Raw genomic sequence first — 25,420 nt, forward strand, 5'->3', positions numbered from 1 at the left:
TTTGCCATTTCACGCTATTTCTACTCTTTTATTTTTATGTAATTCAGCCAATATTTCTTGTACTTTCGACACCGTTTCCTCATCAAAATATTGTTGAAATTCTTCCATATTATTTAAATACAAACGTTTTTGCGCACGAAGATCCTTATCTTTCATTAAACAACATATCGCTACAATATCGCGCAAATATATGTTTTGTTCTTCTACTTTATACACTGGATTTCCTTCAAAAGGAGTAATTTCTTGTAAAACTTCTTCAAAATATCGAACGTATAAAACCGAAAAAGTTTTCTCTTTACCATTTAATATATATGTCACTTCAGATCTGTTAAAAAAATCTTCTGATGTATTAGGTTTCTCTTTTTCTAACTCATATCCTACGTAACCTTTTATAATCATATACTCCCCCCTCACCCTTCTTTCACCTTATTCTAACTTAATTTTCCGATAAACAAAATATTCTTTTAAATATACCTATATAAAAAATAGCTCCCCTATACAGGAAATTACCTTTTTATTTTTCTTGAAGTTTGTCATAATAATATTATTGTCTCAGTTTTCTTATACAAGGAGAGTTGTATTTATGTCGTTTTCATGGAAACGTTTCTTACAAATCGGGAAAATTATCTTCCCATTTGTTGTATTAACAATTGTATTCTTTCAAGCAAAAAAAGAATTAGCGGGCATTTCTTTTTTAGAAGCGATTGATACAATTAAAAACATTCCAACTGGAGGAGTCTTTTTAGCAATTACACTTGGTGCATTCGCTGTATCAACAATGTTCTTTTATGACTATGTTATGCTTCGTTACTTAAAAGCTGATATTCCTGTCCAAAAGATTTTCCGTATCTCGTGGATTGCTAATACTTTAAATGGATTTATCGGGTTTGGTGGTCTTGTTGGAGCCGGCGTACGCACAATGCTTTATCGTCCATATATAAAAGAAAATGGAAAACTTATTAAAAGTATCGCTTGGATGACAACTGCCTTTATTAATGGATTAGCCATTCTTTCATTTCTTGGTCTTATCGGAATATTAGACACGAGATTTATTTTGCATGAAAAACCATGGCTATGGCCTGTTCTTATCTTCTTCGCTCTTTTCGTCCCTATATATATCGGATTTTCTAAATTAAAAAATAGAAAAGCGACGCAAACAGAGGAACAAGAAGAAGAGGAGAAAAACCCAACTGTTTTATACTCATTAGTTTCATTAGTCGAATGGGTATCTGCTGGTATTGTTATGTACGTCATATTACTATTATTTGGCATTGAAATCGAATTCCAAAAGTTTTTAGGCGTATATGTTATTGCTGCTTTAGCTGGTGTCGTTAGTCTTGTTCCTGGTGGCCTTGGATCATTTGATCTTGTCTTCTTAACTGGGCTTGGGCAATACGGCATCGATACAGGTGTTTTACTCCCTGCTATGTTATTATATCGTCTCGTCTATTACATCTTGCCCTTCTGCCTTGGTCTCATTTTTGCAGCTTTTGAAATGACAGGAGTAGCCATTAAAAAGTTTGAAGATAAACCTTTTATTGCGCCTGCATTAGAGACAACTGGTGTTATATGGACTTTGCAGCGTGACTTTCTAGGAAAGTTAGGTTCTTGGGCATCTGCTGCTTTAACAGTATTTGCTGGCTTAATGGTTATTTTATCAACCATTCTACCGACAAGTATAAATCGGGCACACGCCTTACATATTCTAGCTCCAAAACATCTTATTCAATTTTCTTTTAGCTTATCGCTAACATTCGGTATTCTCCTCCTCATTCTTTCGCGGGGGATATATTACGGAACAAAACGTTCTTATTATATGACGATTGTTTCTTTAATTGGAGCGGCTATTTTTAACACACTAAAAGGAATTGATGTTGAAGAAACTTTTATTTTATTAATCGTACTCGCTGTATTGTATATGCTTCGTAAAAGGTTTGTACGTGAGAAAATGGAAGTCTCACTTTCCGATATCGTAAAAGTTTTTATATTCCTACTTGTAACGTTATATTTATATAAAAACTTAGGTATTTTATTTGCAGGTGCAAAAGAAGCTTTCAAACCTGATTTTGTCGTTCGTAATATTACACAAGTAAAACGAAGTGCATTAGCAGCTGCCTTTTTTGTTCCTACTTTTTTACTAATTGGTTCACTCATTGCAAATCGTTATCGAAATGAATTTCCCGGGCAACCAGCTAATGATAAACGATTACAAAACTTCTTAGATGAACATGGTGGAAATGTACTTAGTCATTTAGGTTTTTTAGGAGATAAACAGTTCTTTTTCAGTAGTGATGGAAAAGCACTCATTCTCTTCTCAATAACTGGAAAACGACTTATTGTACTGGGTGATCCAATTGGGGACCCTTCCTCCTATCGTACTGTATTGCAAGAGTTTTTAGCTGAGGCTGATCGATTTGGATACATTTGTGTATTCTATCAAATTGAAAGTAAATGGATGAGTTTATACCACGATTTTGGTTATAACTTCTTTAAGCTTGGTGAAGAAGCTGTTGTTGATTTAAATACCTTTACAATAACAGGAAAGAAACGCGCTGGCATGCGAGCTACTTTCAACCGTTTTGAAAGAGAAGGCTATACATTCTCTATTCATGAGCCACCTTTCTCCGACGAATTATATGAAGAGTTAAGAAAAGTTTCAGATGCATGGCTTGGTGGAAAAAAAGAGAAAGGTTTTTCACTCGGATACTTCGATCGTGAATATATTAGTCGCGCTCCTATCGCAACATTATCTGATGCGGATGGAAAAATTATTGCATTCACAACATTCATGCCTGTATATCAAAACGGATCATTATCTGTCGATTTAATGCGATATTATCCAGATGCGCCTAGCGGCATTATGGACGCAATTTTCATCCACTTATTCCAGTGGGCAAAAGAAAATGAATACCACTCCTTTAATATCGGTATGGCACCACTTTCAAATGTTGGTTTATCCACACAGTCTTTCTGGTCTGAACGAGTGGCTGCTGCAATCTTTAATAACGTTCGTTATACGTATAGTTTCAGCGGATTACGACATTTTAAAGAAAAATATAAACCAGCATGGAGCGGTAAATATTTAGCATTTAGGAAGAATCATTCTTTACCAATTACAATGCTCTCTGTAACAAAATTAATAGGAAAAAGAAAAAACAGCTAAATTCTTAGCTGTTTTTTCTTTTTTGAACTTGTACAATAAATTCTTTTTCATACTTCTTACCATTTATATAGAAATCCCCCCACATTTTATACGTGCCCTCGGCAGGAAATGTAATTCGGTATTGTAATTGCTCATCCGTATCTACAGGCATAGCGTATAAAAAATTCTCCTTCGTTTCATCCACTATATAGAGTGACTCTACTTCTCCTCTCTCTGAATGCAATTTCAATTTTTCACCCTTTTTCGCTTGAAACTGAAATGTTAACGTAACTGGTTCATTCGGATGTAATGCGCCAAATAAAAGAGAAACTTCATACTCTCCTATTTTTTTTGTAAGTACACTGTCGATTGGAAATTTCACTTTTTTCTTATTGTTCTCCTCTTTCGTTCTACCAAAATTCTTCCTAGCGAATGACTCTACGGACTTATTTTTGTCTTCGTATAAAAATATTGTATATTCTTCGTCTTTTGCTATTTTGTAAGATAACTTATATGACCCGTTCCCTGCAAATGTGGGTTTAATTTGTTGTATGTTTTTTAACTGTCCATCTACAATCACTGCCCGCATTTGATCATTTACACCACGAATTTCATTATTCTTGTTGTTTAACAACTGAAATACAATATCTACTTTCTCATTTCCCTTTCCATTTGAAACATCCCACTTTACTTCCTGAACATCTCCTACAGTCTCTTCGTTTTCTTGATATTTTTTTATGTAAAATCCTCCTGCCACAATAAGTACTAACGCAATAAGCCCAATGACAAGATTTTTCAAAACATCACCTACCATTTTTATTGTCTCTATTCATACAAAACTTCTTAAGATATATATTCTAGATTATGATTTATGAAATCCTCCTATTTTGCACATATTACAAATAATAAAAAGATTTTAATTGAAAGGATTCGTAGTGTATAATGCAAATGATATTGATTTCTATCAATACATTATAAGGAGGACTTTTTTATGAGTGTACATATCGAAGCAAAACAAGGCGAAATCGCTGAATCTATTCTATTACCTGGTGATCCATTACGTGCAAAATATATCGCTGAAACATTTCTAGAGGACGTTACTTGCTATAATAATGTGCGTGGTATGTTAGGTTTCACTGGAACTTATAAAGGAAAACGTGTATCTGTTCAAGGTACAGGTATGGGTGTTCCTTCTATTTCTATTTATGTAAACGAATTAATCCAAAGCTACGGAGTTAAAAATTTAATTCGCGTTGGAACTTGCGGTGCAATTCAAAAAGATGTAAAAGTTCGTGATGTTATTATCGCAATGACGGCTTGTACTGATTCTAATATGAACCGTTTAACATTCCCAGGATTTGATTTTGCACCAGCTGCAAACTTTGACCTTTTAAAGAAAGCTTATGATGCTGGAACTGAAAAAGGATTACACGTTCGTGTCGGTAACGTTTTAACAGCAGATGTGTTTTATCGTGAAAGCATGGACATAGTTAAAAAACTTGGAGATTACGGTGTATTAGCAGTAGAAATGGAAACAACTGCTCTTTACACATTAGCAGCGAAATACGGTGTAAATGCATTATCTGTATTAACAGTTAGCGATCACATCTTCACTGGCGAAGAAACAACATCTGAAGAGCGTCAAACTACATTTAACGAAATGATTGAAATCGCTTTAGATGCAGCAATTCAACAATAATACACTAAAGAACTTGTCATACGTCTGGCGAGTTCTTTTTATGTGACTTTTTATAAATAACTACTTTATAAAGAGACAGATTTCTCCCCTCTACTTTCTTGTAACGTTTGTTATAATGAAGTGAAACTTTAATCAGTGGAGGGTTTTTCCATCCCCCACTGATTATTAGTTGAACCAATCGGATTTAACGGGATAAAGAAATCATTTACAGTATTTCTCATAAGAGGTGACGCAGTGAAAAACAGAAGTATTGTCTTTAAACTATTTTTATTAACATCCACTTTATTTACAATCATATTCCTACTTTTTTTCCTAGGACAATCTCTATTTTTAGAGAAATTTTATATTAATAAGAAAGTAAAAACAGTCCAAACTGCTTTTGAAAAATTCGTAGATAATTATGATAAAAGTGATAAAAGTTATGAGCAGGTTAGAAAACTAAAACAAGAATTTCATGATAAAACAAATGCCGATATGCAGTTTTTGGATTCTAACGGTATTATTAAAAGTGATAACAATTACTATATCGATGTATTTAATCCCAACAATAATAAACAGTATTCCATTCCACTCAACAATCTTTTAACACCAGAAGAATATAATAAATTCGAAAATTTAGGTTTAAAAAAAGATGTAATAATCAATGTTGATGGAGTCGTACAAGAGAATAATATAATCACACCACAAAAATTAGGAACGAATTATAATCAATGGCAGAACGAACATTTCTATTCGGATTTTCAGTCAATTAATGGTAACCCTTCTAAGAACAGACTTGCAAGCCGATACAAATCTACAACTCGAATCGTCTTTACAGGTGTTATAACTAAGTTACAGCTCCCATCCAAAGCGGAGGTTCGTCTTGCAAATGATATTGAAACATTACAAGCCGTTCAATATTTTGCAGATATGATTAGAGAGGGAACTTCTAACTCGAACCAATTAAGTACTTTCATATTAGATGGCGGAGAAAATATAAAAAATAGTATCTTTGTAAAACCGATTATAGAAAATGGAAGGATTACAGAATACGCTTTTGCGATAGCATCTTTGCAGCCTGTTAATGAAGCGATGCTCGTTTTAAAAGATTATTATGTCTATGCCTTAATCATCGTGTTTCTCGTAATTATTTTGTTATCCTTCTACTACTCAAAAATCATTGTTAAGCCATTAATTAAAATAAATCGTGTTACAAAAAAAATGGCTAATTTTGATTTCAGCGAGAAATTACCTGTTACAGCTGACGATGAAATTGGCGGGCTTTCTGGCAGTATCAATACATTATCTGTAAATTTAAAAGATCGAATCGATCGATTAAATGTTGCTAATACAAAGTTACAACAAGATATTGAACGTGAACGTCAATTAGAAAAAACAAGAAAAGAATTCATTTCTGGCGTATCACACGAATTAAAAACACCGCTAAGTGTAATTAGAAGTTTTGCAGAAGGAATTAAAGATGGTGTTAGTAAGGATACTTCGTATTATACTGATGTTATTTTAGAAGAAACAGAAAATATGAACAGGCTGATTGTTGAAATGTTAGAATTAGCAAAGTTGGAATCTGGTACTTACAAACTAGATATGACGACGTTCTCAATCGGTGAATTAACGCAACAAGTCTACACAAAATTATTATTTAGCATGGAAGAAAAACATTTACAAGTGAACATCGATGCAGACCCTTCTATACTTGTTAAAGCAAATCGCAGTCGCATTGAGCAAGTAGTTGTGAACTTACTAAGTAATGCAATCCGTTATACGCCAGAGGGAGAAAAAATACAAGTCTCCATTATAGAAGCAGAAGATACCGTAAAAGTCGAAATCGAGAATACAGGAAACCCTATCCCTGAAGAAAGTCTTGAAAAAATTTGGGATCGCTTCTATCGTCTAGATGCATCACGTAGCCGTCACACTGGAGGTACCGGTCTCGGATTATCTATTGTAAAAAACATTTTAGACCTCCATCATGCCGAATACGGTGTGTATAATACGACTAACAGTGTTGTATTCTATTTCAATTTACAAAAAGTAAAAGAAGTCAAATAATTTGTCTTAATTTCACTAGGAGTTCACATGAAATTCACACTCTCCCTTTATAGTAAGAAACAAGTTAATCCTTTCCTTTACACATATAAAAGAGGAGAGTGCGTGAAATGAAACAAGCAGGACAACCTATTCAAAATGAAAAACAATTAGAAACTATCAAAAATATACTTTTACAATCTTCGAAACGTGATGGCTTATTATTCGTATTAGCTGTAAATTCTGGCTTAAAAGTAAGTGAAATCTTACAATTAAAAGTTAGTGATGTAATCGATGAAAATGAAAATGTTCGCCATTCCATTTTATTTTACAATGAAAAAGTAAAGAAACATAAATGGTTTGCTGTAAATGAAGACTTACAGCACGCAATCGAAGACTACATGAAAGAACGTAAAACTTGGAAACGTAATGAACCATTGTTAAAATCTCAAAAAGGAACAAAATCTATTACGAGACAACATGCATGGTACATTTTAAACAAAGCTGCAAAAGAAGTTGGATTAGAAGGGATTAGCTCACATACACTTCGAAAAACTTGGGGTTATTGTGCATACAAATCAGGTGTTGATATTGCATTTTTACAACACTTCTTTGATCACAGTACTCCATCAAAAACTTTAAAGTATATCGGTATTGCTTAATAACTCTTATACATAAAAAAGGTTACCATTTAAAAATTTGGTAACCTTTTTTATATTTCATATTCTCTTTTCTTGTCTCTCCTATACTGTAGTGGTACTCTAATAATAAGGGGGAGAAATTATGAACACACTTACAATTGAATTACCAAAAGAAACGGCTGAAAAACTTGATTTATTAAAACAAGCTTATGAAAAGAAAACAGGTGCTTCTATCTCTGAGAGCACTCTCGTTCAAACACTTATCTCAAAAGAATTTATCCAGGCGATAACTCCTTTTGATTTACAACAATTCGTCAACGGAAAAGAACAGCATTAATGCTGTTCTTTTTTTATCTCTATTTAAAATATACAAAGTTTTTTATATATTTTTAGAAAAACCATTGACAATGATAATGATAACCATTATCATTTATTATGAAGCCAACAATTGATGAATCAACCAAACGCTCAGTAACATTGTTACCCCTCTTTTTCATATAGAAAGGCACTGTACATTCCCCCTGTTTGTACAGTGCCTTTCTTGTTTATTATCATTCAAAAAAATTTAATTGCTCCGGCTTCGGCTCACCATATGTAATGTTCATCATTTTCATAAGCTGTTTCGCATTATCTGCTGCATCCCCACCTGAATTGTTGTTAAACAGTACGTATATATCCTTTGTTTTCTTTTTTAATTGCTCTAATCGTTCAACCCATTCTTCCAGTTCTTTATTGTTGTAGCGATATAAACAGCGAACCGCTCTCCAGTTTTCCCCTTTATCAAGCCAACCATGAACATTTCGACCGTGAAAACGTATTAATGCCATGTCTGAATTCGTAACCTCTAACACGAGTGGCACAGAACCTATCCCAGCCTGTGGTTCATCACAAATTGTATGAATCCATTTCTCTTGTTCTAGAAACTGTAACGTCCTATCTCTCATTTCTGGATAAAACCATGTTTGATTTCGAAATTCTATTGCACATGGTAAACCTTCCATTTTTTCTTTCGTATATCGAAGAAAATCTACATTTTTCTTTTTACAATCAAACCATGGTGGATATTGAAATAAAATCGTTTTTAATTTACCAGCTTCAATTAAAGGAAGAATAGATTGTTTATATACATCAAACATCTCATCGAACGTAGAAAAAGGAATTTCACCTTTCATATGTCCTGTCATTCCTTGATATGCTTTTACGATAAAAGAAAAATCTTTCGGTGTTTCCATTGCCCATTTTGTATAGTTTCGTGCAGGTTGCATCGCATAAAATGAGCTATCCACTTCTACTATAGGAAAATACTCGCTGTATGTTCGTAATTTATTTCTATTTTCATAGGGATTTATGTATAAAGAATCATGATCTCCCCATCCTGTCACTCCAATAAACAGCACATATACCCCTCCCTTTTTAACTTCATCTTCTATTCACTTTCCAAACACTTTGCATCATGTAGCCTTTTCTTTAAGAGTATCCTTATAAAAATATGATATACTATATGGAAGAATTTTTAAAATGAGGGGTTATTTATTTATGCTTCCAAACGATGCTACTGTATCTCATGAAAAACGAATTGAAGAACTAGAAAATAAAGTACGTTTTTATGAAGAACTTGTGAATCAATTACCACATCATTTCACATACAAAAATCCACATATTGGTTTACGAATAAAGAAAACTAGAACAACCCATTCCATTCAAGAAATACCAAAAGAGAATAAAGAGGCTCATTTTCAACTTACTTGTGATTCATTATTTTTATTTGAACAACTCGAAAAACACTTTGTACATATTTTTGATGCCTTTTCACATCATGTAACTTTTGTCGATAATAAAGGGAATATTACTTTATGTAATCAAGTTGCTGCAGATGATTTCGGTGTAATACGAAATGATATTATCGGAAAACCGATTCAACAATTACTAAACTTGCCGGAAGAAAAAATTAAAGCGATTGAAACATTAAAAACGGGAACAGAAATATATAATGAAGAAGTTTTAGACAAAAACTATGGCATTATAAATAACCGAATTATTCGTGATTATAACGGGGAGATTTTTAGAGTTATTAGTGTCTTTCATTATTTAAATACAGAACGTGATGCAGAGAAGTTTTCGTTAGCAGGGCGAATCGCAGCTGGAATTGCACACGAAGTACGAAATCCTCTTACAACAGTACGAGGATATTTACAATTTTTACAAGAAAGTGTTTCTCCATCTAATAAAGAACTATTTAAAAATTTACTTATTCCTGAATTAGATCGAGCAAATAGTATCATTACAAAATTTTTATCTCTTTCAAAAACACGTGAATTTAAAAGAGAACCCTTTCCCATTAATACATTTTTACGTGAGTATATTCAACAGTTACTAGCTAGCGAAGTCTTTTTACATAACATTTCAATTGATTATAATTTTTCTACCGAATTAGATGATATATTAGTTCATATTGATCGTCATGAACTTGTGCAAGTTTTTTTAAACTTATTCCAGAACGCTGTCGATGCTCAAGGAGAAAAAAAACTTTCTATCCAAATCACTAGTTACCGCCTAGATAATTTTGTTCGTATTACTTTCACTGATAATGGGACTGGTATTCCACCAGCGATTCAAGACTATATCTTTGATCCATTCTTCTCAACAAAAGATTCCGGCACAGGTTTGGGCTTGTCAGTAACAAAAAAAATTATTCAAAATCATAACGGTACATTAAAAATGACTAGTAATGAAGATGGTACTACTTTTACTATTTCAATTCCAATCTTACCTAAAACAGCCCTTGAAAGATTAAATCAATACAAATAAAATCCAATCCACGAACTGCATGTCAATTGTTACATCCTTCAACAATTGACATGCAGTTTTTATGTTGAACTTTTCTTCTTTACATTATATAAACCTTTCTCTATATCTTACTTACTTATTTCTTTCTAGGTGGGCCAATTTCTTATTTTTTAGAAATGGTAGTTTGTCCATCACGAATTTAGTATAAATTTCATTTTAATATATAGTAATGACTAATGATTCTATGAAAGAAAAGAATGAAAAGATGAACAATAAAAATAAAGGAAAAGTATTTTATGGTAATGATTGTTGCGAAGTAAGAGCATGTAGCCATATTAACATCCCTAAGTCAGAACTTACAGAATTTGTTAGACTTCTTCAAACTCTTGGTCAAGCTATTCTAGTTCAATATGGATCTGGTTGCCTAGGCGGAGGAACTACGGGGACTACTGGTGCTCAAGGGCCTCAACAAGGACCTGCGGGCGATACAACTGCGACACTATCTGTCTTCCGAATTTACTAACCACAATTTCCGAAAATATTTTGGGAGGACTAAGCACATTTATAAGTAATAGATGTGATTTTGATTGACTATTAAATCTCTCTTTTAATAAAAAGGAGCACTTGTTTGGGAGGATAAGTGCTCCTTCTTTACGTTTCTTTACCTCAAATTTACTCTATCTTAATCCTCATTTTGTATGATAAATAATGAAGTCAAAGATATGAAAGAGGGATGAAAAATGAGAGTTATGTCACCGATACGCATTTGGATTGCTCTTATGATATGCATTATTTTATGTGTAGGATTTTTTTTAACTCTAAAATATTCCACTATTTCAAAAGCAGAGAGAAAAACAGTTCCATACACACTTTTGTATACGAAACAAAACAACATCCTTTATTCCAATTCCACAAATAATGAAAAAAAAGTTATAAAAGGAATGCTTATTACGGAAGCTCCTAGTTACGAAACTCTACTTCAAATTGCTGAAACGATTAAAAATCAATATACAAATAAAGGAATTGATGAAATCACGCTGTCTATCCATAATGAAAATAATGGTAGTTATGAAGAAGAATTACTATACGAACCGATTAGTAAAGGAACAATAATCATCACATACGATTCCCAATCCTTTGGCAGTACGAACATTACTCTTAATGAATAGTAGCATTTACCTCACAAATTATGAGCAAACTTTATTTTTCACATGAGAAAGAGGCGAATAACGAAATTCGCCTCTTTTTTTACCATAATGATGGAATCCACTCTTTCACTTTATTAAACCACTCTTGCTGTTCTTTTTTCCTTTGTTGTTCTTCTTCTTGCCTTTTCTTTTCTTCTTCTTTTCTTCGCTTTTCTTCTTCAATTGTTTGCAATTGTTTTTTATAGTCCGCTTCAGATATTAACGACAATTGGAACGCTTTTTGGGCTGGGTTTGCATTTGCTTTTTTCATGATATCCCGGAACATCGTCGTTGTAATTTGACTACCACCTGGAACATAATGCTCGCTATCTGTTTTGTCATATCCTACCCAAATCGCACCTACTAAATCTGGTGTGTATCCTACAAACCACGAGTCCTTTGCCCCTACGCTCGGACCATTTACAAGTTGAGTAGTCCCTGTCTTTCCTGCTGTATCAACATTAGTAACTTTCGCTTTTCCACCTGTTCCCTTTTCTACAACACCTTTTAATAAATACGTCATCTTTTGAGCAATTTTCTCACTCGTCACTCGTGTCTCTTTCTTATACCATTTCCCTATTATTTCTCCTTCAGCATTTTGAACTTCTCTAATTGCATGAGCCTCTACTTGAACCCCATCATTAGCAAATGTACTATATGCTTGGGCCATTACAAATGGTGATGTCCCTACATGCATCCCACCTAAAGCAATTGGATACGTACGGTCTTCTGGTACTAATGGAATACCAAATCGCTCTAAAGATTTCAATCCTTTATCTAATCCTATTTGTTCTAATAGCCACACAGCGGAAACATTATACGACTTTGCTACCGCTTCATACATTGTCACATTACCATGAAAAGCCTGATCACTATTTTTCGGTTCATATTCTTTAATATGAAATGGTTCATCCTTTAATATATCGTATACTTCATACCCTTGTTCTAAAGCGGGTACATATACAGCTAGAGGCTTTAACGTTGAACCTGGTTGTCTTTTTAATTGCGTAGCATGATTAAATTGTAAAAACTGATATGGTCCTCTACCACCAACTAAAGCTGGAACACCGCCTGTTTTGGGATTTATAAGGACTACACCCGTTTGCATAAGTTGATCTGAGCCACTATCTTTGAAATAACTATCATTATTCACAACATCTTCTACAGCTTGTTGTTTTTTCGGGTCAAGCTCTGTATAAATACGATAACCACCCGCTAAAATTTCATTTTGTGTTAATTCGTACTTTTCCATCGCTTCTCTAACAATATAGTCTACATATTGAGAGTATTTTCCCTTGTATTTATCATCAACGCCACGTTTTAACACAAGTCCGCTCTCTTTTTCTTTATTATACTGTTCGTCAGAAATATACCCTTGCTCTTTCATTAAACTTAATACGACATTACGTCTTTCAATTGACTTGTTAAAGTTTTTATAAGGTGAATACGCAGATGGTGCTTTAATCAAGCCCGCAATCGTTGCAGCTTCTGAAATTGTTAAATCTTTTACATCTTTATCAAAATAAGATTTAGCTGCCCTTTTTATACCCCAAGCACCTTCACCAAAATAAATTTGGTTCATATACATTTCAATGATTTCATCTTTCGTATACGTGCGCTCTATTTTTTTCGTTAAAAAATATTCCTTTATTTTTCGGGAGTATGTGCGGTCTTGTGTCAGAAATACATTTTTCGCAAGTTGTTGTGTTATTGTACTTCCCCCTGCTACAACTTCTCCTGCTGTAATATTTTTAAAAACCGCACTTATAATTCCACTATAATAAATACCATGATGGTTAAAAAATTCCTTATCTTCTACTGCAACAATTGCCTGAACCATAATATCAGGAATATCTTTTCTTTTAACGCCTTCTGTTTTCGAAGAAGCTAATTTAGTTGCGACCTCATTATTTGCATCATAAATTAAAGTCGGTTGTGGAACAGCTTGTTTTAATTCAGATATGTCTTGAATGGAAATTATTATATTTACAGCAATAAATAGAGTAACGAATACACTTCCCAATACAATTAATGAATTACGAAGTTTCTTCCTCTTATTGAACCACTCAAGCATTTTTTTAAAATGAGTGTTCTTCAATTTCATTCGTTCACTTCCTTCATTTATTTACACTCTTCTTTTTAAAAGGAAGAATATACCGCCTTTTAAATTTATTATAATAACGTAGTCATTCCTATAGTGTAAAGCTTTTCTTTTGCATTCATACTTTTTGCAAGAAAAGGACATTCTACAAGTAAGATATTCACTATTGGATATTAATATTATTAATAGAACAACGAGAGTTATGTTAAGTTTTTGTAAACTTTTCGATAAAATGTTTTAAAAAACGACAGTTTTTTGTTAGAATTGATTAGCCAATATATTTTACATATATTACTTTTGTGGGGGTAACAATAATGGTCTTTAAATCAAAAAAAGATAAATTTTCTGAAATGTTAATGAATGTTTCCGAAAATTTAAAAGAAGGCGCGCAGTTTTTCGTGGAGTATAAAATTAAAAATGCTAGCGATTTAAAAGAGTTTTCTATGCGCATGAAAGAGTATGAGTCAAAAGGTGACTCATTTATTCACGAAATCATTATGGAGTTAAACAAAGCGTTTATCACTCCGATTGAGCGTGAGGACATCCTACAACTTGCAATGAGTATGGATGATGTATTAGACGGATTAGATCACAGTGCTGGTCTGTTCGAAATGTATTCTATTACAGAAGCTGATGAATACATGATTAAATTCGTAGAAGCAATTAATCAATGTGCGATTGAGATTGCAAACTCTGTTGAATTAATGTCTAACAAAAAATTAGTCGACATTCGTACAAATGCGATTAAAATTAAGGATTATGAATCACAGTGTGATGATATTCGCCGTCATGCGATTAAGAACTTATTCTCTCGTGAAAAAGATCCGATTAAGATTATTCAATTTAAAGAGATTTACGAAGAGCTTGAAGAAGTAGCTGATAGCTGTCAAAGCGTTGCAAACGTATTAGAAACAATTATTATGAAGAACGCGTAAGGAGTTTGATCATGGATACACTCTTGATACTGACCGTTTTAGTAGTCATTTGCGCTTTAGCTTTTGACTTTATCAATGGATTTCACGATACAGCAAACGCTATTGCAACGGCTGTTTCAACGAAAGCTCTAAAGCCTAGACATGCCATTATTATGGCGGCTATTATGAACTTTTTAGGCGCAATGACATTTACAGGTGTAGCAAAAACGATTACAAAAGATATCGTTGATCCATTCGCCTTACAAAATGGTTCTCTTGTAATTTTAGCTGCTTTGCTTGCGGCGATAGCTTGGAACTTAATTACTTGGTACTACGGTATTCCAAGTAGTTCTTCGCATGCAATTATCGGCTCAATCGCAGGTGCAGCAATTGCGGCCGCTGGGATTAGCTCGCTAAATCTTAAAGGATTTATTAAAATTATTGAAGCTTTAATCATTTCACCGATTATCGCTTTCGTTATTGGTTATATCGTATACAGTATTTTTAAAGTAGTATTTAAAAACTTTAACTTAACAAAAACGAATAAGAACTTCCGTATATTCCAGATTTTCACTGCAGCATTACAAGCCTACACACACGGTACGAATGATGCACAAAAAGCAATGGGAATCATTACGATGGCTCTTATGGCTAATAACTATCATACTTCTAGCGATATCCCGTTCTGGGTACAATTATCTTGTGCTATCGCAATGGGGCTTGGTACTTCTGTCGGTGGATGGAAAATTATTAAAACTGTCGGTGGACAAATTATGAAAATTCGTCCTGTAAATGGTGTAGCTGCCGATTTATCATCATCACTTGTTATTTTCGGTGCAACATTCATTCACTTACCGGTTAGTACGACGCACGTTATCTCTTCTTCTATTTTAGGGGTTGGTGCTTCTCACCGTGTGAAAGGGGTAAAATGGGGAACTGCAAAACGTATGTTAATTACATGGGTTATTACACTTCCTATTTCAGCTTCTTTAGCTGCTCTGTTTTACTACCTATTACATTTTGTTTTCTAATCAAAAGTCGTCTTCCTTATTTTTCTAGGAAGACGACTTTTTTGTGAACAAGCCTATTTCTCATTAAAAAGCGTGTATAATAATTGATGGATAAGTTATTTAGAGGAGTTGGCAATTTTGGAATACATCATGTTACTTTTCATCGGACTAATCGCCGGAACAGTCGGCAGCCTAGTTGGGCTTGGAGGCGGAATTATTATTGTTCCGTTATTAATTGGATTACACAGTTTATCACCACAACTTGCAGTAGGGACTTCTATGGTAACAGTCGTTTTCACAGGACTATCTTCCACCCTTACTTACATGAAGCATAAGCGAGTAGATTATAAAAGTGGACTTATTTTATTTATCGGAAGCGGCCCTGGTGGTATTATCGGATCATGGGCAAATAAATTTTTAAACCAAGACACATTTTCTTTATACTTTGGGATTTTCCTTATATTCGTCTCAATTCTACTTATGCTTCGAGACAAATTAAAACCTCTTTCCCTCTCAAATACGTCTGTAATTAAGCGTTCTTTTACAGATAATGATGGAAATACTGTACACTACCAATTCCCACCGTTTCTTGCTATCTTTATCGCTTTTATAGTTGGGTTTATATCTGGATTATTTGGAATTGGTGGCGGTGCCTTACTTGTTCCAGCAATGATGCTTCTTTTTGCATTCCCAGCACATATTGCAGTAGCAACTTCAATGTTCATCGTATTTCTATCAGCAATTGTAAGTTCTGCAACTCACATCTCACTTGGAAATGTCAGCTGGATTTATGCATTAATCCTGATTCCGGGTGCATGGATTGGCGGAAAAATCGGGGCTTACATTAATACAAAACTAAGTGGTAACGCCGTAATTAATTTATTGCGTATTACGTTAATTATTCTTGGAACTAGATTAATCATTATTTCCCTTTTATAACGTATTCTTTTTAGAATGCGTTTTTCTTATACACATGAATATAAAAATCCTCCGAGGAGAACAAATAAAATTAAACAAACACATAATAACATATAATTTGAAATATGTACTTTCTTCAAGTTGACCACTCCTATAACTGCGACTGTTATCTTTATGATAGCGAAAAAATAGTTCACTTGCAGTTACAGAGTGCTAACAATGCAAAATCAATTATTACAAATTTTATCCTTATATTTCATTTCTTTGTATATTCTATCGATTTAATAAAAAAAGATGTCATATTGACATCTTTTTTAGTGAAGAAGTGACCATCCCATGAAGTCTTCATGTACTTGGCACGCCCTCTTATCCTTTCGATCATATAATTCAGCATAACTATCTGTTTCTTCATCATAAGCCATCGTATAAATAATTTGGCCGTCTACTTCAACGGATAAAACGACTCCACCTTTCATCTCTTCTACATGAATGATAGCATTCGCCGGAATTCTCATATCCGTCATTCTCATCGCATCTAACAATATACTAAACCCCCTACAGCGTATTCATTGCTAGTACTATTACACACTAAATAGTATACTACTGTAATAGCATACATTTCGTCAATGAAATTGCTGTTGAAATAACATATTGTCTATATACATATACGCTAAAATAGAAGAAATAGAAACATATTAATGGGGGGCTAACATTGATTCTACACAAAGGAGATGTACTATTCCGTCAAGGCGAGGACGGTCCTTTATACTTTATAAAAACAGGCTTATTAAAAGTAGTTCGGCTAGAAGAAAACGGAACACCATTTTTATTCAACATTATCGTTCCAGGTGAAACGATACCTCATCATTCTTTAATTTCACCGAAAGAATATCACGGTACAGCTATCGCTTTAATAAAAACAGAAGTGGAACCGATCACTAGTAGTGAATGGTATGAGAGACTTCAAGCAAATCCCGAATCGTATGCTAACATTGCTATGCAATTGCAATCTAAATTAAGAATGATGCAACAACGAATTGATCAATTGACAACCGTCTCTCCGAAAGAACGTCTTCATCGTTTACAAGAATGGTTCACCCTATATTTAGGTGACATTCCTATATATGAAATATTAACACAAACCGAAATTGGCCAACTGATAGGTATACGCCGTGAAACAGTAAACCGTTTATTACGAGAACAAATAAAAAACGAGGTAAAATAAATACCTCGTTTTTTTGCTTATTGTAAGCTTGTTGCTGGGCCGAAAAATTCATAATGAATATGCTCTTGTTTCACACTTAAATCAGTTAGTGCAGCATTTATATACTTCATAAATGCTACTGGACCACAGAAATAGAACTCTGCTTCAGTTGTCGGAATAATAGTTTTTAACCATTCACTTTCAATGAAACCTTCTTTATCAAAGTTCTTCATTTCTAAATCTTTTTCAGTCGGTGCAGAATAACAAGTATATGCTTTCACTTGTTCATATTCATTTTCTACTGCCTTAACGTGTTCTTTCATTGCATGTGTATTACTATTTATTGCTGCATGAACAAAATATACATTACGTTTTGAATCTTGTTCAATTAACGTATTTAACATACTCATCATCGGTGTAATCCCTACTCCACCACTAATTAGTACAACTGGTAATGTTGAATCCATATTTAACACGAAATCTCCCGCTGGTGCACTTACTGGTAAAACATCTCCTTCTTTTACATGTCCATGTAAGTAATTAGACACTTTACCGTCTGGTGTATCTACACCTTTTTCTTTTTTTACACTAATACGATAATATTCTTTCCCAGGAGCATCGGATAAACTGTATTGACGATTATGTGTATATGTCTCACCTTCAATATTGATTTGAATCGTTACATATTGACCTGGGATGAATGAAGAAACTTTCCCTCCATCTTCAGGTTTCAAATAAAATGACGTAATAACATCGCTTTCCTTCACTTTTTTTACAATCACAAAGTTGCGGAAGTCTTTCCATCCACCTTCTTTATGTGCAGCTTCTTCATACATCTCTGCTTCAATGCTAATGAATGCATCAGCAATTACACCATATGCTTCTCCCCATGCATTTAAAACTTCATCAGGTGCACCTGCGACCTCTTTAATGGCACGTAGTAAACATGTACCTACAATCGGATAATGCTCAGCTTTAATCCCTAAACTTCTATGCTTATGACCAATTTGTTTTACAACTGGAATAATTGCTTCTAAATTATCAATGTACGTTGCAGCTGCATAAACAGCATTCGCTAACGCTTGTTGTTGTCTTCCCTTTTTCTGATTCGTATGGTTGAAAATATTCAACAATTCCGGATGTTCCGAAAATAAAATTTGATAGAATCTCGTTGTAATTTCAACACCTTTTTCTTGTAATAATGGTACTGTTGACTTTACGATTTCAATTGTTTTTGCACTTAACATTGTATCCCACTCCTCTATTTCCTTAACTGTTTTTAGTTTAACTGAATCTTATAATGCAGATTGTGATTTTAATCACTATTAACACGGTGTTTTTGTGAATAATATATGAACATTGCATTTACAAAAGAAAATAAGCTAACTAGAATTCTAGCTAGCTTATTATTTTGTTTGTATAGCTTGTTCGATTACTTTTATATCTTTCCCATCGCCAAACTCCGTATACCCCCAGATATTCGTTTCACCTCTATATTTATTTACGATAATATCCAAGTCATGATATACACGATGGGCATACACTACATACTCAATATTTTGAAGTTCCACACCTTTTTTTACAATTTCATAGCTTCTATTTACATCGCGTTTTATTTTTTCATTCTTTATTTCCGTATGTATATTTTTTAAAGATTGTTCTTGTTGTTGAAACCATTGCTTAAATTGATTCCAATCCCCGTCTGTATAATTCTCTGCTTTACCATAATTTAAGAAATTATTATAGCTTTCATGTGTCATTCGAATAAAATCTAGCACTTTTGTCTCTTCTTGCACATCTTCTATTTGAGCTATTGTATTTACCTCAGCAGGCTTATTCGCATAATGTAACAGCACTTTCATAAGACTATAACTCGCAATGATCATCACGATAATAATACCTAATACATTTAACAATTTCTTCATATACAGAACTCCTTCTCTACTAAAAATATTACAACGTATGACTATACTTGTAACATTCTCTCGTAGAAATATAATTCCTGTATTAATTCTTCCTATCATTTCGACAATATTTTTCTATACATTTCTCGTTGGCAAATGTTCTTGTAAAACAATATATCCTTCATAAGCTGTGTAACCGAGTATAATCATTAATCCGATATAACAAGCAAATACTGTCCATTTCGTTTTCGCATCCACTTTATAATAGTTTTCTTGTTGTTCCTTTTCTGTTTTCCATTCATTTAATTTTCTTTCTGACGCTTCAAATGCTTCCCTTATGTGAATTGTATACTCATCTTTTTCATCTTCATATGGAACATAATCTAACGGTTCGAACTTCGGTAAAAGATACTCTAACACTTCCATTTTTTGAAGTTCACCTATTTGTAACTCTTTTTCCCGTTCTCTTTGTCTTAATGCATTCATCTCATGATGCATCACGTATATAGTCCGATGTACAGCACCCGTTTCTTTTAATTCCTCTTCAAGCCTAGTAACATATTCTTTCATCCCATCAATTTTATGCCCTAATTCCTTAATCGGCTCATCTCTCTTTATTACTCTATATAACTCCATACAACCGATAATAACAATAAATCCTCCCAAAATACTTTTAAAGTAAATTGAATAGCCAAGTAATAAAATAAGGCCTGCTCCCCAAATTTTAGTACTGACAACTGAAATAATTCTCCCACCATCTAGCGGCGAAACGGGAATTAAATTAAAGAAATTAATCATACTTCCAAGCAAAATAACAAGCGCCCAAAATGGCTCTTTCGTCATTATATAAAGCGGTATCGCCGGTAAAAATGACAGAAGTCCGAAAAGCGGCCCCATATAGGCAATGTAAGCTTCATCTTTCGCATTTTTCGGCATCTCTTTCATTCCAATAAGGGCCCCCATAAATGGAATAAAGATTGCTGGCGATGTCGGGATCCCCTTTCTTTTCGCAGCCCATAAATGGCCCATTTCATGAACAAACAACAAATAAATGAGCGCTACTCCAAATTTCCAACCATATAGAACTGCGTATGCGCCAAGCGATAGAAACATACTAAATACCGTTGAAAACTTTGCTAATTTAAAAATTGCAAATACCCACTTTAACTTAGACAGTAAAAATAGACCTACCGCAACAATAATTCCCCATAATCCTTTTTTATTATTTTTCATATTCCTCTCCTTTATCTCTCATTAATGAATCATATTCATTCATCAAAGCTTGTTCTTTTCTCTATTATGACATATTTTTTTCTATTGTTAGAAATAATGTTTATATAATCCATTTTCAGCCAAAAATATAAATAAAAGGAGGTGTACACAAATGAATTTACAATCTCTTATAATAGGTGCTCTATCGTTTTTAGCTTCAACTCTTATTTTTTATACCGTTAGTTACGTATTATTATTAGATTTGTTGCCCAATCACGTATTTATTGCCCTTGTCATCCTTTCCGCTCTTATGATTTCTTTTCTTATTACACGAAAATCAATGAATGAGCCATCTGCAAAAGCAAAGTAATAGAGAGGGGTGCTTTCCCCTCTCTATTATCATTTCCTAGGAAAGGCCATATAGATTTGACGAGTTTACATTCATTCCAATCCGTAAGGGCTAATTAAAGGCTCACTTTATCTTTGAAAATTCATTTTTTCACCATAATCTTTAACAATCTGAATTATATTTTGAAACACACCTATTTTTTCTTTTTCACTGTTTAATATTTTCAAATCATAATTTTCGTAATATGTTTCTAATGATTTTAATTGTGATTGTGAAGCGCTTTTTATCAGAACAGTAGCATGCAATTCATATTGCTTATACCCTTCCTTTACTTTTTCACCTAAAATTATTTCACTCTCTTTTGCTCCAATTAATTTTTGAACTTTTTCTGGAAAATTGAGTTGCAAATAATATTCTTGCTCCTTCACTAACTTATTGTATAGTGATTGTGAAATCGTATACCGTACCGTATAATTCACGTTTTGATCGCCTGTTTTAATATGAAATGCGGTAATCTGTAAATCTTTTTTTGTTACTTCTGTTAAAGGGCTTACCTGCATCTCATCTTCTTTTTGTTCTGAGACATTTGGAAATATATCCAAAAGCTTTTCCGTATCTTTTTCATTCAACATATACATAGCTTTCTTATATTGCACCCATCCTCGTCTATCTTCTCCTCTTAACCATGCATAATAAGTTTCTTTTTTCCCATCTCTACTAATTTGTATTTCATATTCAGGTTCACCGAAGCTTCCTGTTATTTCTTGTTTCTCAGCTTTATTCAAAATGTCTATTACTAACTTCGCTTCTGATTCCTGCAACTTTTTCTCTTTATGTTTTTTTTGTATAACGGTTACCCCTATTGTTTCTTTCACTTCATTCACCGTCTCTTCTACTTTTTTTGTTTCTTTTTTCGGCTCAACTTGACCACAAGCTGCTAGTAACATAACAAACAACAACACCAATACATATTTCCCTTTCAAATTAATCCTCCTCTTACGATAAGAAATCCTTATAATCTTCATACATAAAACAAAAACGTGACATCCTATTAAATACGCTATACTAATCATTGAAAGGAGGTCTTTATCATGTCCATTAATTTTCATGATGAAAATAATAAGTACACATATGCAACAAGAAACGCTCATATTTCTTGGGCTGAAATGGTAAAAAACATTACAGAAATACAAAACAAGCAAATAATTGATATCGGCTGTGGTGGTGGGATTTATACGAAAGAACTCGCTCTTATGGGAGCCAAAAATGTTGTGGGACTTGATTTTTCAAAAGAAATATTACAAGCTGCAAAAGAAAATTGTAACAACTTTTCAAACATTTCATTCATCCACGGTGATGCACATAATATCCCATACCCTAATGAAACATTCGACATAGTTATTTCGCGTGCAGTTATTCATCATTTACAAGACATTGCTACATTTTTACGTGAAGCTTCTCGTATATTAAATAAAAACGGTGTACTTATTTTACAAGATCGAACAATTGAAGATTGTACAATTCCAGGAAGTCCCGAACACATTCGCGGATATTTTTTCTCTCTATTTCCAAAACTTATTGAAATAGAGTCAAAAAGACGTCCAAAAACCAACACTATACAGACAGAATTACAAAAACATTCTCTTCATGTACTTCCCGCACAAACACAATGGGAAATACGAAAAATACATGATTCTGTAGAAGCATTATTGCAAGATTTATCTCCTCGAACAGGTCGATCCATTCTATATGAGTTAACAGATGATGAACTTTCTCAACTTCTACAACATATACAGACCGCATTACAAAACGTCTCTCCTATTATTGAAAGAGATCGATGGACAATTTGGAGCGCCATGAAGTTGTAAGGAAGGAAGCCTCACAAAATAATGTGAGGCTTCCTTTCTTTCATAATCTAATTTTGCAACACTCTTGATATCCTCCACTTCTGGCCTGTGCACTTCCACACTTCGGACATACTAAATATCTAGACTGATTTGTCAATAAACTACCTTTTTGAAAGAGTAAAACTTCTGCTTGTTTAAACGAACGCGAATAATATAACCACATAAAACCAATTATAGCAATAATGCCAAATAATACTCCCATCGCAAGCATTTCAGTCACCTCTTTTGGTTTGTTCTTTCCAGCAAGTGGATTGTTGTATTATTCTCTGTAAATTCAAACAATCCCTTCTTTACTCCTATAAATATCAACTTTCTCTATAAATTTTACAATTCATTATTCCTTTTGCAACAACGAATATCACTTTCGATATTTCCATATATAAATATATCTTCCAAAAAACATATTGACTTTCTAAAAAAAACATGCAACAATACTGTCAGAATACTTGAATAAAAATTCATTGACGAGAACGAGTACGTTATAGAACTGTTCCCCAGAGAGTTGGCGATTTGCTGAAAGCCAACGTTCAGTGCGTAACCGAAAATCATCTCCGAGAAGTAGAACCGAATGTTACAGTAAGTTCTTACCGGCCGTCCCCCGTTACAAGGAACACGTATCATGTTGTACGTTGCAAAGCCGTATACATATAGATTTATTTCTACATGTGTAAATTAGGGTGGTATCGCGGGTAAATATAACTCGTCCCTTTCTTTAGGGACGAGTTTTTTGTGTTCTTACAAATGAATGAAAAAGGAGGAAAAACAATGAACACTGTATCAAAAAAACATATTTTTTTCACGGGTCTTATGCTATTTTCTTTATTTTTTGGGGCAGGTAATTTAATTTTCCCTCCCATGCTTGGGCAAAACGCAGGTGAAAACTTTTGGCCAGCAATGATTGGATTTTTACTAACAGGAGTTGGCTTACCACTACTTACTGTTATCGCAATTTCTCTATCAGGAAATGGAATGCAGCAACTTGCAAGTCATGCCCATCCATTATTCGGAATTTTCTTTACAGTAGTTGTATACATTGCCATCGGTCCATCCATGGGCATCCCACGTGTTGCAAATGTCGCTTATGAAATGGGGGTTAGTTCTTTCTTGCCAGAAACAATCCGCTCTAGCAGCCTAGTGCTATTTGTATATACAATCATCTTCTTTACTATCGTATTTTGGCTGAGTTTGAATCCATCTAAACTTGTTGATCGTATTGGGAATGTATTAACACCTATTTTATTACTCTCTATTTTCTTATTATTTGTTAAAAGTGTATTTACACCACTTGGGCAATCAGGACCAGCGATGCAAGAGTATCAAACTTCTCCAATCTTCAAAGGCTTTATGGAAGGCTACTTAACAATGGACACTATTTCAGCACTTGCATTCGGAATTATCGTTGTAAATGCAATTCGCTCTAAAGGTGTGAATGATCGTAAGTCCATTGCCATCGCCACAGCAAAAGCAGGGCTTATTGCCGCTACAGGGCTCGTACTTGTATACGGTGCACTCGGCTGGCTTGGGGCAACTAGCGTCTCGCTCGGATATGCAAAAAATGGCGGACAGCTACTTACTGTTATCGTACAACAATTATTCGGTCCATACGGTTTGCTCCTATTATCTCTTATCGTTACACTCGCTTGTTTAACGACATGCGTTGGACTCGTATCTGCGTGCAGCCAATATTTTTCAACATTATTGACTACATTTTCATACAAAACGTTCGCGAGTATCATTTGCGCATTAGGATTACTAGTTGCCAACTTAGGTTTAACGAAAATTATCGCAATCTCTGTTCCAATTCTACTTGTTGTGTATCCAATTGCGATTGTACTCGTACTACTATCATTACTTCATAAATACTTCGGTGGATATCGCTCTGTTTATGTAGGTGCTTTAATTGGAGCAGCTGTAGTGAGCGTATTTGATGGATTAAAACAAGGTGGTATTTCAGTTTCATTTATCACACCATATTTTGAATTTATCCCTTTATATAATGAAGGAATCGGCTGGCTAATACCAGCATTAGTAGGAGGTCTTATTGGTCTTGCAACGGCTAGGTTAAGCGGTACGAAAAAAGTTCCATTAGTAACCGAATCTCACGAAGTAAAAGCCTCCTAAAAAAACTCCCAAAAGGGAGTTTTTTTACATTTGATACGCAGCATGATTAAAACTGCTTATTTTATAAGCCTTCGTATAATATTCAATATTTGTATCAACTGTTTCTACCTTGACAACATCATAGCGCTCTTCTTGCTTTACTAAAAATAAATAGTATTCCTCTGTTGCCTCAATAATCGCAATTTTATCTGTTTCAATATTATATTGTTCACAAAGCGCTTGTAATGCGTTCACATAATCCCCTAATTTTTTAGACTTATCCATTCCGAATATAGTTTGAACTAACATATACATTCTCC

The 25,420-nt window shown here is 33.8% G+C and carries 26 protein-coding genes and 1 other annotated feature; of the genes, 15 read left to right on the plus strand and 11 right to left on the minus strand.

All coding sequences use genetic code 11. The features are described 5' to 3' along the window. Nucleotides 1-9 precede the first annotated feature (9 nt). A complete protein-coding gene (locus MR107_RS03200; RefSeq protein WP_078404501.1) occupies nucleotides 10-399 on the minus strand; it encodes a hypothetical protein in 390 nt (129 codons plus the stop codon). A 184-nt stretch (nucleotides 400-583) separates the two neighbouring features. Between MR107_RS03200 and mprF the strand changes: the two genes are divergently transcribed. Next, on the plus strand, nucleotides 584-3,163 hold the full coding sequence (gene mprF, locus MR107_RS03205; protein ID WP_000010848.1) for a bifunctional lysylphosphatidylglycerol flippase/synthetase MprF: 2,580 nt from the start codon (nucleotides 584-586) through the stop codon (nucleotides 3,161-3,163). A 4-nt stretch (nucleotides 3,164-3,167) separates the two neighbouring features. Here the strand turns inward: mprF and MR107_RS03210 are convergent, their stop codons facing one another. Beyond that, nucleotides 3,168-3,956: a hypothetical protein gene (locus tag MR107_RS03210; RefSeq protein WP_000232612.1), complete on the minus strand. Its 789-nt coding sequence runs from the start codon at nucleotides 3,954-3,956 to the stop codon at nucleotides 3,168-3,170. Between the two features lie 177 nt (nucleotides 3,957-4,133). Here MR107_RS03210 and deoD point away from each other — a divergent pair, with 177 nt between their 5' ends. From deoD to MR107_RS03230, 4 genes are all read left to right on the plus strand, one after another. Next, nucleotides 4,134-4,841 carry a purine-nucleoside phosphorylase gene (deoD, locus tag MR107_RS03215; protein WP_000110703.1) on the plus strand — a complete coding sequence of 236 codons (708 nt, stop codon included), beginning with the start codon at nucleotides 4,134-4,136 and terminating at the stop codon, nucleotides 4,839-4,841. Nucleotides 4,842-5,075: 234 nt separating this feature from the next. Further along, complete coding sequence (locus tag MR107_RS03220; RefSeq protein WP_000797516.1) at nucleotides 5,076-6,890, plus strand: sensor histidine kinase; 1,815 nt, start codon at nucleotides 5,076-5,078, stop codon at nucleotides 6,888-6,890. Nucleotides 6,891-6,997: 107 nt separating this feature from the next. Beyond that, nucleotides 6,998-7,528, plus strand: coding sequence for a tyrosine-type recombinase/integrase (locus tag MR107_RS03225; protein ID WP_000806236.1), 531 nt, complete (start codon nucleotides 6,998-7,000; stop codon nucleotides 7,526-7,528). A 121-nt stretch (nucleotides 7,529-7,649) separates the two neighbouring features. Beyond that, nucleotides 7,650-7,844 (plus strand): DUF3924 domain-containing protein, encoded by a 195-nt coding sequence (locus MR107_RS03230; RefSeq protein WP_001094860.1) that lies wholly within the window; start codon nucleotides 7,650-7,652, stop codon nucleotides 7,842-7,844. A gap of 214 nt (nucleotides 7,845-8,058) precedes the next feature. On the opposite strand, the gene MR107_RS03235 is transcribed toward MR107_RS03230, so the two are convergent. Next, a complete protein-coding gene (locus tag MR107_RS03235) occupies nucleotides 8,059-8,904 on the minus strand; it encodes a DUF72 domain-containing protein (protein WP_000897361.1) in 846 nt (281 codons plus the stop codon). A 139-nt stretch (nucleotides 8,905-9,043) separates the two neighbouring features. On the opposite strand from MR107_RS03235, the gene MR107_RS03240 reads away from it, so the two are divergent. From MR107_RS03240 to MR107_RS03250, 3 genes are all read left to right on the plus strand, one after another. Then, nucleotides 9,044-10,315: an ATP-binding protein gene (locus MR107_RS03240; protein ID WP_000937244.1), complete on the plus strand. Its 1,272-nt coding sequence runs from the start codon at nucleotides 9,044-9,046 to the stop codon at nucleotides 10,313-10,315. Between the two features lie 223 nt (nucleotides 10,316-10,538). Further along, nucleotides 10,539-10,817 carry a hypothetical protein gene (locus MR107_RS03245; RefSeq protein WP_002182597.1) on the plus strand — a complete coding sequence of 93 codons (279 nt, stop codon included), beginning with the start codon at nucleotides 10,539-10,541 and terminating at the stop codon, nucleotides 10,815-10,817. A gap of 217 nt (nucleotides 10,818-11,034) precedes the next feature. Next, nucleotides 11,035-11,463: a hypothetical protein gene (locus MR107_RS03250; protein ID WP_006915455.1), complete on the plus strand. Its 429-nt coding sequence runs from the start codon at nucleotides 11,035-11,037 to the stop codon at nucleotides 11,461-11,463. 79 nt (nucleotides 11,464-11,542) lie between these two features. On the opposite strand, the gene MR107_RS03255 is transcribed toward MR107_RS03250, so the two are convergent. Then, the gene (locus tag MR107_RS03255) at nucleotides 11,543-13,585 is read right to left on the minus strand and encodes a transglycosylase domain-containing protein (RefSeq protein WP_006915465.1); all 2,043 of its coding nucleotides are present in this window, start codon (nucleotides 13,583-13,585) and stop codon (nucleotides 11,543-11,545) included. A gap of 311 nt (nucleotides 13,586-13,896) precedes the next feature. On the opposite strand from MR107_RS03255, the gene MR107_RS03260 reads away from it, so the two are divergent. The 3 genes from MR107_RS03260 (at nucleotide 13,897) to MR107_RS03270 (ending at nucleotide 16,445) form a co-directional block, all read left to right on the plus strand. After that, nucleotides 13,897-14,517 carry a DUF47 domain-containing protein gene (locus MR107_RS03260; RefSeq protein ID WP_000231449.1) on the plus strand — a complete coding sequence of 207 codons (621 nt, stop codon included), beginning with the start codon at nucleotides 13,897-13,899 and terminating at the stop codon, nucleotides 14,515-14,517. 11 nt (nucleotides 14,518-14,528) lie between these two features. Continuing rightward, on the plus strand, nucleotides 14,529-15,527 hold the full coding sequence (locus MR107_RS03265; protein WP_000380272.1) for an inorganic phosphate transporter: 999 nt from the start codon (nucleotides 14,529-14,531) through the stop codon (nucleotides 15,525-15,527). Nucleotides 15,528-15,644: 117 nt separating this feature from the next. Beyond that, nucleotides 15,645-16,445 (plus strand): sulfite exporter TauE/SafE family protein, encoded by an 801-nt coding sequence (locus MR107_RS03270; protein ID WP_000455762.1) that lies wholly within the window; start codon nucleotides 15,645-15,647, stop codon nucleotides 16,443-16,445. Nucleotides 16,446-16,738: 293 nt separating this feature from the next. On the opposite strand, the gene MR107_RS03275 is transcribed toward MR107_RS03270, so the two are convergent. Next, on the minus strand, nucleotides 16,739-16,966 hold the full coding sequence (locus MR107_RS03275; protein ID WP_000883008.1) for a hypothetical protein: 228 nt from the start codon (nucleotides 16,964-16,966) through the stop codon (nucleotides 16,739-16,741). Nucleotides 16,967-17,136: 170 nt separating this feature from the next. On the opposite strand from MR107_RS03275, the gene MR107_RS03280 reads away from it, so the two are divergent. Further along, on the plus strand, nucleotides 17,137-17,649 hold the full coding sequence (locus MR107_RS03280) for a Crp/Fnr family transcriptional regulator (protein WP_000600589.1): 513 nt from the start codon (nucleotides 17,137-17,139) through the stop codon (nucleotides 17,647-17,649). Nucleotides 17,650-17,666: 17 nt separating this feature from the next. Here MR107_RS03280 and hmpA read toward each other — a convergent pair whose 3' ends face one another. The 3 genes from hmpA to MR107_RS03295 all read right to left on the minus strand — a co-directional run bounded on the left by hmpA (nucleotide 17,667) and on the right by MR107_RS03295 (nucleotide 20,765). Beyond that, complete coding sequence (gene hmpA / locus MR107_RS03285) at nucleotides 17,667-18,875, minus strand: NO-inducible flavohemoprotein (protein ID WP_000947337.1); 1,209 nt, start codon at nucleotides 18,873-18,875, stop codon at nucleotides 17,667-17,669. A 159-nt stretch (nucleotides 18,876-19,034) separates the two neighbouring features. Beyond that, the gene (locus MR107_RS03290; RefSeq protein ID WP_000735227.1) at nucleotides 19,035-19,553 is read right to left on the minus strand and encodes a hypothetical protein; all 519 of its coding nucleotides are present in this window, start codon (nucleotides 19,551-19,553) and stop codon (nucleotides 19,035-19,037) included. Between the two features lie 114 nt (nucleotides 19,554-19,667). Beyond that, the gene (locus MR107_RS03295) at nucleotides 19,668-20,765 is read right to left on the minus strand and encodes a site-2 protease family protein (protein ID WP_000794502.1); all 1,098 of its coding nucleotides are present in this window, start codon (nucleotides 20,763-20,765) and stop codon (nucleotides 19,668-19,670) included. 151 nt (nucleotides 20,766-20,916) lie between these two features. Here MR107_RS03295 and MR107_RS03300 point away from each other — a divergent pair, with 151 nt between their 5' ends. Then, nucleotides 20,917-21,114: a hypothetical protein gene (locus MR107_RS03300; protein WP_001053356.1), complete on the plus strand. Its 198-nt coding sequence runs from the start codon at nucleotides 20,917-20,919 to the stop codon at nucleotides 21,112-21,114. A 107-nt stretch (nucleotides 21,115-21,221) separates the two neighbouring features. On the opposite strand, the gene MR107_RS03305 is transcribed toward MR107_RS03300, so the two are convergent. Further along, a complete protein-coding gene (locus tag MR107_RS03305) occupies nucleotides 21,222-22,076 on the minus strand; it encodes a YhfM domain-containing protein (RefSeq protein ID WP_000677061.1) in 855 nt (284 codons plus the stop codon). A 108-nt stretch (nucleotides 22,077-22,184) separates the two neighbouring features. On the opposite strand from MR107_RS03305, the gene MR107_RS03310 reads away from it, so the two are divergent. Next, complete coding sequence (locus tag MR107_RS03310) at nucleotides 22,185-22,961, plus strand: class I SAM-dependent methyltransferase (RefSeq protein ID WP_000026278.1); 777 nt, start codon at nucleotides 22,185-22,187, stop codon at nucleotides 22,959-22,961. A 40-nt stretch (nucleotides 22,962-23,001) separates the two neighbouring features. On the opposite strand, the gene MR107_RS03315 is transcribed toward MR107_RS03310, so the two are convergent. Next, entirely contained in the window at nucleotides 23,002-23,211 is a 210-nt protein-coding gene (locus MR107_RS03315) for a hypothetical protein (RefSeq protein WP_000880630.1), read from the minus strand. A 241-nt stretch (nucleotides 23,212-23,452) separates the two neighbouring features. Beyond that, nucleotides 23,453-23,711, plus strand: a binding site (T-box leader). Between the two features lie 54 nt (nucleotides 23,712-23,765). Between MR107_RS03315 and brnQ3 the strand changes: the two genes are divergently transcribed. Continuing rightward, nucleotides 23,766-25,121 carry a branched-chain amino acid transport system II carrier protein BrnQ3 gene (gene brnQ3 / locus MR107_RS03320; protein WP_001099135.1) on the plus strand — a complete coding sequence of 452 codons (1,356 nt, stop codon included), beginning with the start codon at nucleotides 23,766-23,768 and terminating at the stop codon, nucleotides 25,119-25,121. A 24-nt stretch (nucleotides 25,122-25,145) separates the two neighbouring features. Here brnQ3 and MR107_RS03325 read toward each other — a convergent pair whose 3' ends face one another. Next, entirely contained in the window at nucleotides 25,146-25,415 is a 270-nt protein-coding gene (locus MR107_RS03325) for a DUF3992 domain-containing protein (protein WP_306292376.1), read from the minus strand. Nucleotides 25,416-25,420: the final 5 nt, after the last annotated feature.

It is taken from the genome of Bacillus cereus group sp. BfR-BA-01441, assembly GCF_022663075.1.
Classification (GTDB): Bacteria; Bacillota; Bacilli; order Bacillales; family Bacillaceae_G; genus Bacillus_A; species Bacillus_A cereus.